This is a genomic window from Pleurocapsa sp. PCC 7327 (assembly GCF_000317025.1).
GTDB lineage: Bacteria > Cyanobacteriota > Cyanobacteriia > Cyanobacteriales > Microcystaceae > Hydrococcus.
Map to the genome: position 1 here is coordinate 975,219 of NC_019689.1, position 16,265 is coordinate 991,483.

Here is a 16,265-nt window from a genome sequence, read left to right on the forward strand (position 1 = left end):
GACTTTCTCCTATCTTTGGATAAATTGCATAGCGGCGATCGCGCCTAAAAAGAATACAGTGGGAACGGCCAGAGTATGAACGGCTAGCCATCTCACCGTAAAAATCGGATAAGAAACAGGTTGATTGGTAGGAGTCCGACTTGTCATAATTTCCATCCTTGTTTTATAACTACTTAATTATTAAACTGCTCGATTTCCTGCTTGGCTTTAAAGCGATCGGTGATGATTGGTAATTCTTGACGCTCTTGCGTAAAATACTCATCGGGACGGGGTGTTCCGAAAACATCATAGGCTAGTCCCGTTTGGACGAATAACCAACCCGCAATAAACAACATCGGGATGGTGATGCTGTGAATTACCCAGTAACGAACGCTAGTAATAATGTCCGAAAACGGACGCTCTCCAGTGCTACCAGACATTTAAATTTCTCCTCCTATTGTTATCGTTTCAATTCTATAGTTTATACGATCCAAAACCGCCGATCGTGCTAACAGCTATAGCCTAATTTTAAGCTGTTTCTGCTGGCGGCTCATATCTAAGTAAAACACCTTTTTGACCCAGAATAAATCCTTTCTCAGGGGTCACAAAGACGATTTTGTAAAGGTTAGAGGGAGTATCCTCTATTTCTCTATCTTTTTGCCAAGTTTTCCCATTATCAAAGCTTACCAGCACATTGCCGCTACCGCCACTCACCCAAATTTCTTCGGGGGTTCTGTAGGCTAAATCCAATAAGCCCCAACTGGTTGAGGGTTCAGGATAGATAACTTCTCCCCATTCCTCGTCTTGACCGTCAGTGCTAGCGAACTGAATTTGACCGCCGCGAGCAAGCAACCACAGCCGTCCGTCCTCGCTATATCCCATTGTCTGCAATCTGCGAGAAGAGGTGCGATTGTGAGGAGTCCATTCCGTTTGTCCCGGTTCCCAAGTTGAATAGAAGTTTCCTCTGGCGGAAACAGCAACATATTTACCGTCAGCAGAGCGAGCAATCGTCCGGGCGACCCCCACCGCACCTTCGACTAAAGCTTGCCAGGTACGACCGCCATTGCTAGTTTTATAAATCGCTCCCAGGTCTGTCACCATTTCTGCCATTTTAGAACCCAGTGCAACAATACCATTTGGCGCACCCGGTAACTTTTCGCTTAGGGGAATACGCGACCAAGACTGACCGCCGTCCTCGGTGTGCAGCAAAATAGAGGGTTTTCCAGTAATCCAGCCTTCTTGTCCGTTAAAGCTGACGGCTGTAAAGCTGGCTTTTTCTTCTCCCAAGTCTAGTTTTTTCTCTTGCCAGGTTTTGCCTCCATCAGTTGTTTCAAACAGGGCTGCCTGAGAACCGACCAACCAGCCATGATTTGGGTCGTCGGTAAAAGCTAGATCGGCAAAAGTCGATTCGGTTTCTAACTGGATAACTGACCAGGGATTGTAACTGGTAGAGGGAACGGTACTACAACTGATACAAAATAAGGAAAACGCAATTAATATGAAGATTTGTTTCAGCTTTCTCATGAATATGTTCATATTCTTAGTCGATAACAGCTAGGAATCGATTTATCGGTTTCTCCCCGGCTAAAATTGTTCGGTAAGATTGCATTTAATGCGAAAAATAGGGATATCAATTAAAGGGAGTTGGCAGCGATGCTTGGTTCGAGCCTAATTTAAACCGTATAGGCTTAAGAAAAATAAGAAGGCTAGGGCTAGTCCTCCGAAGATCAAAATATTTTTTTGTCCTGGAGTCAAACGGTTAACACCAAAACCGTAATTGAGATTTTCTTGGAATCCAGAGGGAGCATTTCTGGCTCCAATGTTGACAAAGGCAGAACGGCTTGCCCCACAGACCGGACAGCGCCAATCGACGGGCAATTCCTCAAATGGCGTTCCGGCAGGAGTGTTACTTTTACTATCTCCCTTATCTGGCTCGTAAACGTAGCCGCAAGCACGGCATTCATAGCTTGCTAGAGCTTGCTCTGCCAGCGTTTTCTCTACAGGTCGATCGCTCATTGCTAGTACTAAGCAAATCTTAAAATGTCTGTAACAAATTATCGCATATAATCTAACTTTCTTATCTTACTAGGGATTGGTCAGTTGTCCTTCGTCATTGGTCATAGGTCATTGGGAATTAGTGAGTAGTTAGTAGGGGCGGATCAATCTCAAAACGCTAGCGATTTCCCAACAGTTATTGTTAAAAACCCGCCCGTACAGTGGTTAGTGGTTAATTGTCTCCCAGTCTCCCCGTCTCCTTGCCTCACTCCTCAAACAAACCGCTAAGGCGCTCTACCTCATTCTGAGCTATGTAAATCGGCGCTCCTGCCAGAATTCCAGTCACGTTGCGGAATGGTCTGCCAATATGCATGCCTCGGTTGTCGATCGCAAACTCGCGAATATCCTTATCGTGCATCGAGCCGCGCATTTTTAGTACTGTAATGCCCCGGCGCATTTCTCCGTACATTTCCACGTAACGCAGCAGGATAATCGAGTCAGTAATAGTAGAAATGTGTGCCTCTGTAATCGAAGAACCGCCTAAAAGCGTCGGGGTGGTGGACGTAAACAGTCCGCCAATTTCTTTCTGTTTGATAAATGAAGTCAGACCAATAATAAATTCCCGAAAGCTTTTGAGGGTGGAAACCCTCTCCAATGCCGAGAGACTGTCTACTGAAACGCGATTGGGTTTAAATTCTTCGATGATCTCCTTCATGGCGATTAAATGATTTTCCAGGGTAGTCGTTTCGGGATAGCGACAGACAACTTTCAACTTGCCTTCGCGTTCCATCCGCTCGAAATCGACACCCCAACCGATCGCGTTTCTAAACAATTGCTCTCGGCTTTCCTCAAAAGCAAAAATGAGACACCTTTCCGCACTGTTGGCACCACCTGCCATAAATTCTGTCACCATCAGGGTTTTCCCTGTCCCCGTCGCTCCTGAGACGAGGATGATCGAGTCGCGGAAAAATCCGCCGCCGCACATTCTATCCAATTCTTCGCTACCGGAAGTAATACGGATGTTGGATGATTTCTGTTCGAGTTCGATTGCCGCTAGCGGAATGATCGTAATTCCCCGGTTGCGAATCACGGTAAAAGGAAATTCCCCCTTTTGGTGGTCGGTTCCCCGATACTTAAGAATTTCGATAGTTCGACGGCGCTTTTCATCGGCAAGGACATTGCGCAAAATAACCACGTTATCTGCGACGAATTCCTCGACTCCAAAGCGGCTGATTTCGCCGTATTCTTGCGTTCTCTCTGCGGTCATGACAGCAGTAATCTCCAATTCCCGCAGTGCCGATGCCAGCCTGAACAAATCGCTGCGAACTTGAGCGCTATCGGCTAAGTGGCTGAAAATCGCGCCGAGAGAGTCTAGCGAGATTCGTTGAGCATTGTACTTGCGGATGGCAAACTCGATCCGCGCAATTAAAGCGCCGAGGTCGTATTCGCCGCTGACCATCGGACGTTCCCCCGGTTGGGGCGAGGCATCGACAAACGCCCATTTTCCTTCTTCTTCCCATTTTTGAATATCCCAGCCGAAGCCGAGCATATTTCTTCTTAGTGCCTTTGGGGGTTCTTCAAAGGTGACAAAAACGCCATTCTCTCCGCGCACGATCCCTTCTACGAGAAACTGACAAGCAAAAACTGTCTTGGCACTTCCCGCCGTTCCTGCTACTAAAGTTCCCCGACCTTTGGGAAGTCCCCCCTGAGAGAGAAAATCGAATCCTGGAATCCCTGTTTCTAATTTCTCGATAAACTCCCGTCCGTTGTTCTGACTCATTAGTTTCTTGAATAGCGATCGCTTATTAATTCTCCGTGCATTTTCTCCTCCTCGTCAATCATTGAGCCACTCTCATTTCATCTCCAACTCTTTCGGCAGCAGATCGAGTCCGAGAAGAACTTTTTGAGTATTCGACATATCGCCGATGATGCGTTGTAGCGGCGGGGGAAGTTGTTTGATCAAGGTAGGAGTGACCAGAATTTTTTCAGCTTCCGCCATGTGAGGCTGTTCCAAAACATCGATAATCTCGATCGCGTACTGGTCGGCGAGTTCTTCGTGACAGATGCGAAATAAATTGGCGATCGCTCGCTGGGATTTGGGGGAGTTTCCGGTAATATATAACTTCAGAACGTATTTGCTCATGACTCATTTTCCTGTTCGAGCTGGGGAGAAAATTTAATATTGCTCAAGCCAATATAGTATTTTCGATAAAACGAGGTCAGATACCCCATGAGTTCTAAAACCATCAAGCGTCCTTCAGCCACGTAAGCTTGGGCTTTAGCCAGAGGAACGCCTTGATTTTTTTCCCTCAATGTTTTGGTGTGGATGTCTACAACATCTCTGGGACTGGCTTTGAGGAAGCCCAATTTATCTGCTAAGGCGCGCAAGCGATCGGAGATGTTATGTTCGACTTTATAGGCGCGTTCTTCTAAAGCGAGATCGAGCAATTTTCCATAAGTTTGCGCGAGTTCCTCAAATATGTCTGGTATGCTTTCTCGCAGGGTTTCCGATCCAAACATGCGAGCCGTGATACTGGTCTTGGTCGAGTTGGCGCGTCGTTCGAGTTGTTGAAATTCTAGCTCTTGTTCTTTTTGTTGTTGCAAGCGTTCTAGTTTGGCGAGGTATTCCTGTCTTTCAATGGCTAGGCGGATTTCGTAGACTAGAAAATTGCGATCGAGAGTTTTGGTATGCAAATAGCCATCCGCGCCTAGCTGAAAGGCTTTAACGACTAATGTTTCATCCTCGCTCTCTGTTTGCAGGATAATTGGCACTTTAGGATATCGCTCTCTGAGCGCTATGAGAGAATTAATTCCTTTACTGTCAGGCAGCATTAAATTGAGTAAAATGACATCAAAGATTTCCTTGGCTAAGCATTCGATGCCTTGGGAAAGAGTCTTAGCAAAGATCAGGGTAAAGAACAATCCCTCAGCCAAAGAGCTGCCCTCAGATTCTAGCAGCAATCTCTCAATCAACTTAATGCGATCGCAATTCTCTTCTATCAACAGGATTTTACAGAGATTACCGGGCATGCTCTGCTAGTTACCTCGCTACCTAGGGACTAATGCTAATTTCGCCTATTTTTTAGGGTAAACTGATTTTTTAGAGAGATTGCGTTCGAGCTAAAAATTAATTTTTTTTGTCAGCACATTTTCGGCAATTAATAAGTTAATAAAAATATAATAGAGATGGCGATCGGATTTTCCAAATGTAGGATTCTAATCATTCTCCCCGATCGAGGTCAGCCATAACCGATCGAACGATAGAATATGAGATAAAAAAGAATTTTAATTGTCGGTGGCGTAGCAGGGGGAGCCTCTTGTGCAACTCGTTCCCGCCGTCTATCTGAAGAAGCAGAAATTATTATTTTTGAGCGAGGGCCTTTTGTTTCATTTGCCAATTGTGGCTTGCCTTACTATGTAGGAAATGTCATTGCTGAAGAAAAGAAATTGTTGGTAGCTACTACCGATCTATTTAAGCAGCGTTTTAATATTGAAGTCCGAATTAAAAATGAAGTCTTAAGTATCGATCGCCAAAGCAAAAAAATTACGGTCAAAAACCTGACAACTGACGAAATTTATCAAGAACGATACGATGCTTTGGTATTAGCACCGGGAGCTTCTCCGATTCGTCCGCCGCTACCGGAGATCGATTTGCCAGGAATTTTTGCCCTACGTACCATCCCCGACAGCCGTCGCATTCGCGATTGGATTGCCGAACGTCAAGTCAAACAAGCTGTTGTCGTTGGTGGTGGCTTAATTGGCTTAGAAATAACAGAAAATCTCGTCCATCGAGGCATTGCCGTGACGTTACTAGAAATGGCATCTCAAGTCATGCCAATCCTCGATCGAGAAATGGTCGTTCCCGTACAAGAGCGTCTGAGAAAGCATGGGGTTCAGTTGTATTTGCAAGAAGAAGTAACGCAATTCGAGCAACAGGAAAAGAATATTCTCGTTTCGACGCGATCGCAAAAGCAGTATCCCGCTCAGTTAGTGATTATTGCACTTGGCGTGCGTCCGGAAAGCAAACTGGCTATAGAGGCGGAATTAGAAATAGGAGAAAAAGGCGGAATTCGCGTCAACGAACAAATGCGCACTTCTGACGAGTCTATTTGGGCAGTCGGAGACGCAGTAGAAGTACAAGACTATGTTACCAAAGAATGGACGTTAATTCCTTTGGCAGGACCAGCAAACCGCCAGGGAAAGATTGCAGCCGATGCGATCGCAGGTCGCCCTTCTACCTTTCGGGGCATGGAAGGTACTGCCGTCTGCGGTATCTTTGGGTTAACCGTTGCCAATACGGGAGCTAGCGAGAAAACTCTAAAACGGCTAGAAATTCCCTATGAGAAAATCTATCTCCATCCCGGTCATCACGTCAGCTACTTTCCAGGTGCGAAACCGATTGACCTGAAATTGCTTTTTTCTCCCAAAGACGGGCAAATTTTAGGAGCGCAAGCAGTGGGAGAAGAAGGAGTAGAAAAACGTATTGATGTTATATCAATGGCAATTCAGCGTCACTCTACTGTCTTCGATCTAGAAGAAGCCGAATTGTGCTATGCACCCCAAATTGTGCTATGCACCCCAATTTGGTGCGGCAAAAGATCCCGTTAATTTTGCTGGTATGATAGCCGCTAATGCCTTACGAGGCGATGCTCCGATCGCTCAATGGGATGGCTTAGATTTGACCGAAGGCGTATTAGTGGACGTGCGAGAAGTGGGAGAGTTTGAAACAGGTCACGTCCCTGGAGCAATTAATGTTCCTTTGAGTCAGTTACGCGATCGCCTTCCCGAACTCCCAAAAGATAAAAAAATTTTAGTTTATTGCCAAGTCGGTCAACGCGCCTACTATGCTACTCGTATCCTACGATTAAATGGGTTTAATGCTTCCAATTTAACAGGAGGATATAAAACTTGGAAAAGTTACCATTTAATGTAGTACATCCTCTAGGAAGATTAAGAGGGATAGGGAAACGGGGAGTGGGGGGAGTGTGGAGAGAGTTGGGAGACAATTAACCACCTAACCACTGTACGGACGGGTTTTTTAGAGTAACTGTTGGGAAATCGCTAGCGTTTTTAGATAAACTCGCCCCTACTAACTAATCCCCAATCCTTTCATTGAATAACTAATAGAATAACTAATAACTGTTTATGGTACAAACTTCGCCTAAAGCTGGGGAAACGACAACAATTGCAGCTTCTCTAGAAACTGCTACGCTGGATGTGACGGGAATGAAATGTGCCGGCTGCGTTAAAGCCGTAGAAAGGCAACTTACTCAAAATCCGGGAGTGGTTTCTGCGTGCGTCAATCTCGTGACTGAAGTAGCCGTCGTCCAGTACGTTCCAGGAGCCATTCAACCGGAGAATTTAGCCCAAAAGCTGACTGAAACGGGTTTTCCCTCGCGATTGCGTTCCTCGGCGGCAGGAGGAGCCGGCGAATTAGCTACAAGTGCGGTAGAACGGCGGCAACAGGAAGTAAAGCAACAGCTCCGGAATTTAGCGATCGCGGCTATTCTATTAGTTTTCTCTAGTCTTGGGCATCTAGACCATATTGGCGGTCCGAAGATTCCCTTTTTTAGCAATATTTGGTTTCATTGGGCGCTAGCAACCCTTGCATTACTATTTCCGGGGCGTTCTCTCCTAATTGATGGCTGGCGAAGCCTTTGGCACGGAATGCCCAATATGAATACCCTGGTTGGGTTGGGAACGTTTAGCGCTTATCTGGCGAGTTGCATTGCGCTTCTGTTTCCCCAATTGGAATGGGAATGCTTTTTTGACGAACCCGTCATGCTGTTAGGATTTATCTTCCTGGGGCGCACCCTAGAAGCTAGGGCAAGAATTCGCGCTCGTTCTGCTCTAGAAGCCCTCGTTGCCCTACAACCGCCCCTTGCCCGTTTGATTGGCGATCCCAGTACCGCAGATCCGTCGGGGATTGAAATTCCGGTCGAGCAAGTGCGCGTGGGAGAGTGGGTTTGGGTATTGCCGGGAGAAAAAATTCCCGTCGATGGGGAAATTGTCGCGGGTCAATGTTCGGTGGACGAGTCGATGCTGACGGGAGAATCGCTACCCGTGGCAAAACAAGAAGGTAATACGGTAACGGCAGGAACGCTAAACCAGTCGGGCGCGATCGCAATTAAAGCTACCCGCATCGGCAAAGATACCACCCTAGCCAAGATTATCGCCTCAGTAGAAGACGCGCAAACCCGCAAAGCCCCCGTCCAACAGCTAGCCGATACCGTCGCTGGGTATTTTGCCTACGGCGTGATGGCAGTTGCCTCGCTAACTTTTCTATTTTGGGATCTCATCGGCACGAAACTCTATCCAGAAGTTCTCATGGCGGGAATGTCTCACGACATGGGACATGAGATGGTCATGTCGCCCTCCCCTTTGCTCTTGAGTTTAAAACTTGCGATCGCCGTGTTAGTGATTGCTTGTCCCTGCGCCTTGGGATTGGCTACGCCAACAGCGATCTTAGTCGGGACTGGTATTGGTGCCGAACACGGATTGTTAATCAAAGGCGGAGAGATTTTAGAAAAAGTTCATCAATTAGACGCGATCGTCTTTGATAAAACGGGAACGCTAACTATCGGTCATCCTACCGTTACCGATTGTATCCCCCTAACAGAGATTAATGAAGACCGTCTCTTGCAACTCGCCGCAACAGTAGAAAGCGGCACCAATCATCCTCTCGCCACGGCAATCATTGAGGAAGCCCAAAAACGAGAATTACCTCTCTTAGAGGCTAAAGACTTTTATACCGAAGCTGGACTGGGCATATCTGCTAGCGTTGGCACAGAAGAAGTTTTATTGGGCAATGAAGCTTGGATGAGCGATCGCGGCATAGCAATCGACGAAGCAGCCCAGATTCAGGCGCGATCGCTTGCAAAAGCAGGCAAAACCGTTGTTTACCTCGCCATTGCCGGGAAAGTCGCTGGAATTATTGCCCTTCGAGATCCCCTGCGCCCCGATGCCAAGGAAACCGTAGAACGCCTTCAGCGATTGGGATTGCAAGTTATCCTAGTGACTGGCGATCGCGCAGATGTTGCCGGTGCGATCGCACAACAAGTCGGCATTGCTCAAGTCTTTGCCTCAGTTCGTCCCCAGCAGAAGGCAGAAATTATTAAATCCCTGCAAATGGGAGAACGGAAGTCGGAAGTTAGAAGGCACGGGAATCAGGGGACAAGGGGGAGTGGGGAGAGTGGGGGGACTCCGAAGAAATTCATCCAAAATCCTTTCATCCCCAATCCAAAATCCGCCGTTCTCCTTGAAAAGGTTCAAGGAGCGTGCGGCGGCTTCGCCAAAATCCAAAATCCAAAATCCAAGATTGTTGCCATGATTGGAGATGGAATCAATGATGCTCCAGCTTTAGCACAGGCAGATATCGGAATTTCTTTGCACGGAGGAACGGACGTTGCGATCGAAACGGCGGGCATTGTTTTGATGCGAGAACGATTGCTCGATGTAGTCGAAGCCATCCAATTGAGCCTGGCTACGTTTAATAAAATTCGCCAAAATCTGTTTTGGGCTTTGGGATATAATACTCTTGCCATTCCTGTTGCTGCTGGCGTTTTGCTTCCCGGTTTTGGGTTACTGTTGAGTCCGGCATTAGCCGGAGCGCTAATGGCATTTAGCTCCGTCACAGTCGTGACTAATTCTCTCCTGTTGCGTCGTCAATTCAAAATCCAAACGCGAACTATCTACAAATCAAACTAGCTATTCGCCTTGGTGTTGCCAATCTTAAATCCCACAATCGCAATGCATAGAATTTAGGATAGCGTGATGACTGGTAAGCCCGTACTCCCTCAAAAAGAACATTTTCTCGTTGTTGAAGACGACAAAGGGAGACAAGAAATCCTCTTAAGATACCCGGTTTATTCATTGGGCAGGTCGCAACATTGCGACATTCGTCTGCGTTCTCAATTTGTTTCGCGCCACCACGCTACTCTGTTCAGGTTCGATCTCGACAACGGCTCTAGTTACTATCGCATTATCGATGGAGACGCCCAAGGAAAAGCGAGCGCCAATGGAATGTTAGTCAACGGTCGTAAAGTCACTGTTTGCGATCTCAAAGATGGAGACGAGGTGGTTTTCGGACCGCAAGTAGTTGCTGTTTATCATTATCGACAACTAGATGAATTTACCACGGCTTCCAATAACGACCCTTTCGATATCACCTTGATCAATCCTGCTATGATGGACAATGACGAAGAGGCGCTCGATACAGAAAAAGGAACAGAAGGAAGAAGATAGTCGGTTAACTGGTTACATTTTCTATTAATTTCCATTGCGGATTTTCAGCAATCGCCTGTTGGATGAGAGCAAACTGTTGCCGACAGCGATTGTTTAGCTGTAATGGAAGTTCATCATTCTTAACAACTAAATTCACCTGTACCTCATCATTAATAGCAGTCGTGCTGTCAATGAGTACCTCCACCGTCACCAACTTAGAAAAACCGATTTGACCGAGAAATTCGCGTGCCATTATATAATCGACCGCCTGATAAATCACCTCAAAATGACAAGCTTGCAGAGTTTCGATCATTAGGGGTTGCAGTTTTTCCAGATCGACCTTGACGCGATAGGAGCAGGTATAGCGAGCCATAATTACAATTAGCTAAAAATTCTGACTGTTAGACCCCTTCATTTTGGATCGATGAACTATTTTTCTCAACTCGTAAGTCAACGCCAAGCCGTTGAGTTGCTACAGGAGGCGGTCGCACGTAATCGCATCGCCCCAGCCTATTTATTTGCCGGTCCTCCAGGGGTAGGACGATCTCTGGCTGCTAAATGTTTCAGTCAATGGTTGCTGAGTCTCAATCTCTCGCCCGAAAAAAGTGCAATAGCTCAAAAACGCGCTTTAGCTGGCAATCATCCCGATTTATTATGGGTAGAGGCAACTTATCAGCATCAAGGGCAATTATTGACGACAAAAGAAGCTGCTGCCGCAGGACTCAAGCGCAAAGCTGCCCCCCAAATTCGCATCGAGCAGATTCGAGATATCGCCCAATTTCTCAATCGTCCTCCTATAGAAACCTCTCGTTTGCTAGTCGTTATAGAAGAAGCTCAAGCGATGACAGAAGCGGCAGCTAATGCCTTACTCAAGACCTTAGAAGAACCCGGACGAGCTACCATCATTTTAATCGCTCCCAGCACTGATGTCCTATTGCCGACCATCGTTTCTCGCTGTCAAAAAATTCCATTTTATCGACTCTCGCCAGAAGAAATGGAAGAAGTTCTGCGTCGCAATGGTCATGAAGCGATTCTAACTTATCCAGAAATTCTCGCGATCGCTCAAGGAAGTCCAGGAGAGGCGATCGCTGCCTTCGCTCAACTACAAGCCATTCCAGAAGCCTTGCGACAACAGCTAAGTCAGTTGCCAGACAGTCCGCTTAACGCCCTAGAATTAGCCAAAACTATCGATCGCGAGTTAGACACGCAAGCTCAAATTTGGCTGATCGACTATCTTCAATATATCTATTGGCAAAATTGGCAACAACAAGATTTACTTGAGTTACTAGAGAAAGCGCGTCAATGCCTTCTCAATTACGTTCAACCTAGATTGGTGTGGGAATGTACGCTCCTAGAGATGATACTTTGACAAGCTTAGATAATAATTTTGCAAGGTATCAACGCCTAGAACTAAAGTTCTAGGCTCAAAGCTCAACTCGATTGGGAGCATCCACTTTTGGAAGAAACACCCAATCAGACAGCAAGTAAACCATTAAGATAAGCACAACGAACAGAGAGGATGTGATTGACACTTTCAACATTCCACTGTGCGCCAGAAATTTTGATCCTTAAACCAATTTGTTTAATTGCAGATTCAACTGCCCCTGAACCGATAGAACATAATTGTTCAGCCTGATAATAGCTGTAATTGACAATGCGAGGGAGATGTTTTTCCAGATAAGCGATGAAATTTTTAGCTTGTTTACCTCGGCAATGATTAAATAGGGTCTTGGCCGCTTCTACCTGACCTTGCCACAACAGAGTTTCCGCAGCTTTGAGTCGCTTTAAAGAACCACCAACTTTATAAAGATTTTCCTTCAGGTGATACCAATCCAAAATTTCACAGCGAGAAAACTGGTCTTGTCCAAATTCTCTCACCAGATTCCAGACACCATCATGTCCATCTCCCAAGCAAACAAGAGGGTCTAACAACTGTTGGCTATTGACATAATCAATTAATGATTGGTTGTCATCAAAAAATGCACCATAGTAAATCCCTTGCAGACGAACGGTTTTATAGTCTCGCCAGTGGCAGCCTGCTTTCGGTTTACCCCTGAGTCGGACTTTTCCTCCATCTACGCTGACTTCTGAAACTGATTGTTTAGCAAGTGGTAGTTGAAAATCTTGTGACAGCACTAGTTGTTGTTGTGTTGAATGACCAACTTTTACTCCTGTCAATGCCTCAATCTCGATTTCTGCTTTTTGGTATGATTCGTTAGCTGATAACCTCAAACAGCACTTTTGAAGTAATGGACTTAGGCGAGTTCTTGGCTTTAAACCTAGTCTAATAAGCTGTTTGGCTTTTAATTTCAGTTCCCCTACTAGGCTTTTTATTTTCCTAGTTTTACCTACTTTTGTTCCAGTTTTTTGTTCGATAAAAAAGGGCTATTTCTGGGCTGACTAGTTCTAATACTTGACTGCGAACTGTTTTTTCTATGCCTTCAAGGTCTGTCAGCTTACTTTTGTCTGCTTCTTCATACAGCAGTGTTGACAATTCTTGTAAGCAGGCTTTGATCCGTTCTTGTTTCTCTTGGTTCATTGTCAGCGATCGCACAGGATTATTTCCCTTTACATTTTCCCATAAATGGTAAATCTTCCAAAACTGGATGCTCCCACTCGATTAAAATCGACTGAAATTTCTATCGGGTCTTTTTTAGAAATAGTATAAACCAATTATAAGTGTAACGACACGATTATTTCATAAATGGTAATGTGAGCGTCTCGCTCATACGCTTTTCAAGATGCTCGCACTATCATCTAATATTTAATTAAAATTAAGACGACCTATTTAACTCCCATCGTTTATGAAATATCACGTCATCTACGACGGCAATTGCAATCTTTGCGTTACTTTTACTCAACTGCTGGAACAATTCGATCGCGGGACAATTTTTGATTACACTCCCATGCAAGATGAAGCTGCTTTGCAACGATTTGGCATTACCCCTGATGACTGCCAGATGGGAATGATCTTAGTTGATGCAAAAAATTCAGAATGTCGGTGGCAAGGCAGCGATGCAGTAGAAGAAATTACCCGTTTGCTGCCGATGGGAGAGGCATTTATCGCAGCATACCGCGCATTGCCCGGTGTAAAATGGCTCGGCGATCGCACTTACGAACAAGTTCGAGACAATCGCTATCAGTGGTTCGGAAAACGAGACTCTACTTACTATTCAGCTTATCCGATCGGTTGCTCTGTTACTCAAAATCGTCAGGATGCGAGCTAGTGCCAGACGAGCGATCGCAATTTTTTTCTTAGTTACCATCCTATTGGGGTGTAGGATCGATGGAAAACCTATAGATTTTAACGCTATTGCCGATGGTAACTGGTTTCGTCCTGCGATCGAAACTTCTTGGCAATGGCAGCTTGTAGGAACCGTTAATACAAGCTATAACGTTGAAGTATATGACATCGATTTAATTAATGCATCGCCAGAATTAATTGCTAATCTTCACAGCCAAGGAAAAAAGGTAATTTGTTACTTTTCGGCGGGAACCGTTGAAAATTTTCGACCTGATGCCACTCGATTTAAACCAACCGAAATTGGTAAAGCATTAGATGATTATCCTGACGAACGTTGGTTAGATATACGCTCTCCCAATGTTGGTAAGATAATCATATCTAGATTGGATCTTGCCGTACAAAAACATTGCGATGGCGTGGAACCAGATAATGTTGACGGTTATATTAATAATACGGGTTTTCATTTAACTTATGAGGAGCAACTCGCGTTCAATCGTTTTATTGCTAACGAAGCTCATAAACGGAGTTTGTCGGTTGCACTAAAAAACGATTTAGACCAAATGCCAGATTTGGTTTTCTACTTTGACTTCAGCATTAACGAACAATGCCACGAGTTTAATGAATGTAATTTATTGCGACCATTTATCGAGCAAGGAAAACCGATTTTTAACGCCGAATATAACAAAAAATATCTGCGCGATCGCGTTGAAAGTAAGTCTTTATGCGAACGGGCTTTAGCTGCTAATATTCGCACATTGATTTTACCAAAAGATTTAGATGATTCTTTTCGCTTTAGCTGCGATGGAGAATAAAACTTAAGCTGCATTCAAGCACCCTTTTATTGCAGCTAATAGGCAAAGATGAAGCGGGTAAAGTAGATAAAACCATCTTGCTTTGAGTCCGCGATCGCCACTATAAAAGATTAGAATTAAAGGGGCAAAAACACCGAATCATTCGATTGAGTCATAAATCTAAATACATATTTTTTAATACTCGACGTATATTTTTCACCTTGCGCTGCTAGCCATATTTATAGGCGGCAGTAGCTGCAAATTTTGAGTTGCGATCGCGTTCGTCAACTATACTGGCTATGTAATGTCGATCCCCAATGCAGCTTGAATTAAGCAATTACTCGTAAAATAAACTCAGGGAGTTTTAAGAAATTGCTTTAGCAAACCGTAGCGCTTGCTTTTCTATGCCTCACGGTAAATATCAACCCAAGCAGCTTGGTACCCTTCTAAACATCCTCCGCAGTCATCGTGCTAGCGGGACTTTGCACGTAAAAGCAACGATCGCTCTTGACGCGCAAGCGAGATCTCGCGTTTTGGTTTTTCAAGGCGGCGAAATTACTTACGGTGACTATAGTATCCCCGATCGCCTCTCTTTAGCTAAAAAGCTGACGAAGCAATTTAAGCCCGCCATGAGCGAGATAGCAATCAAGTTTGCCAGGGAAAAAGCCACCAATTCAACATCGGCAAGGGAACTGTTAGAAGTCTTGTGCAAAATTCGAGTCTTGAGTTGGGAGCAAATCGAATCCTTCGTTCTCGCTCGAACTGCGATCGCCCTAGAGCAAATTTTACCCTATGCCGGACAATTTCAATTCAATCCAACAGTTGAATTCGACCTGACCTATGGCGAAGCTCATCGCGGCTTAAATTTGTCTAAGTTAAAGTTTAATATTGCTCGCCGTTATAAAGAATGGTCTTATCTCGCTCCTACTATTCCCTCAATGGAGGCAGTTCCCCACCTCCTACAAACCGATCTAAAACGACTTCCCTTACCAAAAGTTCGCCAGCATTTGTATCAATGGGTCGATGGTAAGCATACCTTGGTTGATATTGCCGAAAAGATCGATCGAGATCCCTTGCAACTGGCTCGACTTTATCAAACTTGGGCGCAAATAGGTTGGGTCAGTTTTAAAGAAAATCTTGCTAGCGATCGCAAAAATCTACCAACCATTCTCTCTGTCGATGATAGCCCAACGATCCAAATGCGGATTTTGCAAGCTTTGGGCGATCGCTATAGAGTTTTATTAGCTAGCAATGGGTCGGATGGACTCAAGTTGCTCCTGCTCGCTCGAGAACCCGTCTCGCTATTGCTATTGGATATCAACCTGCCAGATATCGACGGATTAGAAATGTGTCGTACCGTGCGAAGTCTTCCTAAGTTTCGAGACTTGCCTATTGTCATGTTGACAACTAGAAATACTTTGGTTGACAAAATGAAAGGGATAATCGCTGGAACCAATCGCTATTTAACTAAGCCAATTGAGACAGAGAAATTGCTTAAAGTTGTTAGCGAGTTCGTATGAGCGACTGAAGCGAGCGAAGTTCTGCGTCTGTCGCGCCCTCCCCAGCACAATGTTGAGTAACAATATCTGACAAAATATTTATCGAAGCTCAGCGATACTGTATTTTTGTATTCGAGCGAGTTTTTTGAGCGAGGTGGGCTTTGAATACTGTTTTGGTCGTAGAAGATGGCTTGACTGATACAGAAATCGTTAGCCGATATTTGCAGCAAGCAGGCTTTTTTGTCGTCTGTGTCAGAAGCGGGGAAGAGGCACAGCAGAAACTCGAACAACAAAAACCCGATTTGATTCTTTTGGATGTTATATTGCCCGGTCAAAGTGGATTTGAACTGTGTAGAGAACTCAAAACTAATCCCCGCACTAGTCAAATTCCCGTTGTCATGTGCTCGACTAAAAACACGAATGTGGACAAAATGTGGGGCACCATGTTAGGCGCAGATGCTTACCTGGGCAAACCCGTGCGACAAGAGGAGTTGATCGGAATCGTGCGTCAATTTACCAAAAATTAAACAAGTA

General features: G+C 45.1%; 16 protein-coding genes and 1 pseudogene. 8 read left to right on the forward strand and 9 right to left on the reverse strand.

Going from position 1 to position 16,265, the window contains the following annotated elements; genetic code table 11:
- Positions 1–9: 9 nt before the first annotated feature.
- The 7 genes from psbF to PLE7327_RS04395 form a co-directional block, all read right to left on the reverse strand.
- Complete coding sequence (gene psbF, locus PLE7327_RS04365; RefSeq protein WP_015142653.1) at positions 10–147, reverse strand: cytochrome b559 subunit beta; 138 nt, start codon at positions 145–147, stop codon at positions 10–12.
- Between the two features lie 26 nt (positions 148–173).
- A complete protein-coding gene (gene psbE / locus PLE7327_RS04370) occupies positions 174–419 on the reverse strand; it encodes a cytochrome b559 subunit alpha (RefSeq protein WP_015142654.1) in 246 nt (81 codons plus the stop codon).
- Between the two features lie 88 nt (positions 420–507).
- Positions 508–1,503: a photosynthesis system II assembly factor Ycf48 gene (locus tag PLE7327_RS04375; protein WP_015142655.1), complete on the reverse strand. Its 996-nt coding sequence runs from the start codon at positions 1,501–1,503 to the stop codon at positions 508–510.
- Positions 1,504–1,647: 144 nt separating this feature from the next.
- Complete coding sequence (locus tag PLE7327_RS04380) at positions 1,648–1,995, reverse strand: rubredoxin (protein ID WP_015142656.1); 348 nt, start codon at positions 1,993–1,995, stop codon at positions 1,648–1,650.
- A 244-nt stretch (positions 1,996–2,239) separates the two neighbouring features.
- The gene (gene kaiC / locus PLE7327_RS04385; protein ID WP_015142657.1) at positions 2,240–3,754 is read right to left on the reverse strand and encodes a circadian clock protein KaiC; all 1,515 of its coding nucleotides are present in this window, start codon (positions 3,752–3,754) and stop codon (positions 2,240–2,242) included.
- A 72-nt stretch (positions 3,755–3,826) separates the two neighbouring features.
- Complete coding sequence (gene kaiB / locus PLE7327_RS04390) at positions 3,827–4,117, reverse strand: circadian clock protein KaiB (protein ID WP_015142658.1); 291 nt, start codon at positions 4,115–4,117, stop codon at positions 3,827–3,829.
- Positions 4,114–5,004, reverse strand: a complete 891-nt coding sequence (locus PLE7327_RS04395) for a response regulator transcription factor (protein ID WP_015142659.1) — start codon at positions 5,002–5,004, stop codon at positions 4,114–4,116. Before PLE7327_RS04395 ends, kaiB begins: the two co-directional genes overlap by 4 nt.
- A gap of 252 nt (positions 5,005–5,256) precedes the next feature.
- Between PLE7327_RS04395 and PLE7327_RS04400 the strand changes: the two are divergent.
- From PLE7327_RS04400 to PLE7327_RS04410, 3 genes and pseudogenes are all read left to right on the forward strand, one after another.
- Positions 5,257–6,907, forward strand: a pseudogene (locus PLE7327_RS04400) (FAD-dependent oxidoreductase).
- A 212-nt stretch (positions 6,908–7,119) separates the two neighbouring features.
- Entirely contained in the window at positions 7,120–9,681 is a 2,562-nt protein-coding gene (locus PLE7327_RS04405) for a cation-translocating P-type ATPase (protein ID WP_015142660.1), read from the forward strand.
- 66 nt (positions 9,682–9,747) lie between these two features.
- A complete protein-coding gene (locus tag PLE7327_RS04410; protein WP_015142661.1) occupies positions 9,748–10,218 on the forward strand; it encodes an FHA domain-containing protein in 471 nt (156 codons plus the stop codon).
- Positions 10,219–10,222: 4 nt separating this feature from the next.
- Here the strand turns inward: PLE7327_RS04410 and PLE7327_RS04415 are convergent, their stop codons facing one another.
- On the reverse strand, positions 10,223–10,570 hold the full coding sequence (locus PLE7327_RS04415) for a hypothetical protein (RefSeq protein WP_015142662.1): 348 nt from the start codon (positions 10,568–10,570) through the stop codon (positions 10,223–10,225).
- A 51-nt stretch (positions 10,571–10,621) separates the two neighbouring features.
- Here PLE7327_RS04415 and holB point away from each other — a divergent pair, with 51 nt between their 5' ends.
- Positions 10,622–11,566, forward strand: a complete 945-nt coding sequence (gene holB / locus PLE7327_RS04420) for a DNA polymerase III subunit delta' (RefSeq protein ID WP_015142663.1) — start codon at positions 10,622–10,624, stop codon at positions 11,564–11,566.
- 104 nt (positions 11,567–11,670) lie between these two features.
- Here holB and PLE7327_RS04425 read toward each other — a convergent pair.
- Positions 11,671–12,736 (reverse strand): ISKra4-like element ISPle1 family transposase gene (locus PLE7327_RS04425; RefSeq protein ID WP_076611691.1). Its coding sequence is split into 2 segments (ribosomal slippage): positions 11,671–12,580 and positions 12,579–12,736, totalling 1,068 coding nucleotides; the frame shifts between segments, so codons are not numbered across the junction.
- A 265-nt stretch (positions 12,737–13,001) separates the two neighbouring features.
- Here PLE7327_RS04425 and PLE7327_RS04435 point away from each other — a divergent pair.
- The 4 genes from PLE7327_RS04435 (at position 13,002) to PLE7327_RS04450 (ending at position 16,258) form a co-directional block, all read left to right on the forward strand.
- Positions 13,002–13,424, forward strand: a complete 423-nt coding sequence (locus PLE7327_RS04435) for a thiol-disulfide oxidoreductase DCC family protein (RefSeq protein WP_015142666.1) — start codon at positions 13,002–13,004, stop codon at positions 13,422–13,424.
- Entirely contained in the window at positions 13,414–14,253 is an 840-nt protein-coding gene (locus tag PLE7327_RS04440) for an endo alpha-1,4 polygalactosaminidase (protein ID WP_015142667.1), read from the forward strand. Before PLE7327_RS04435 ends, PLE7327_RS04440 begins: the two co-directional genes overlap by 11 nt.
- A gap of 383 nt (positions 14,254–14,636) precedes the next feature.
- Complete coding sequence (locus PLE7327_RS23135; protein ID WP_015142668.1) at positions 14,637–15,752, forward strand: response regulator; 1,116 nt, start codon at positions 14,637–14,639, stop codon at positions 15,750–15,752.
- A 140-nt stretch (positions 15,753–15,892) separates the two neighbouring features.
- Positions 15,893–16,258, forward strand: coding sequence for a response regulator transcription factor (locus PLE7327_RS04450; RefSeq protein ID WP_015142669.1), 366 nt, complete (start codon positions 15,893–15,895; stop codon positions 16,256–16,258).
- The last annotated feature ends 7 nt before the right edge of the window (positions 16,259–16,265 follow it).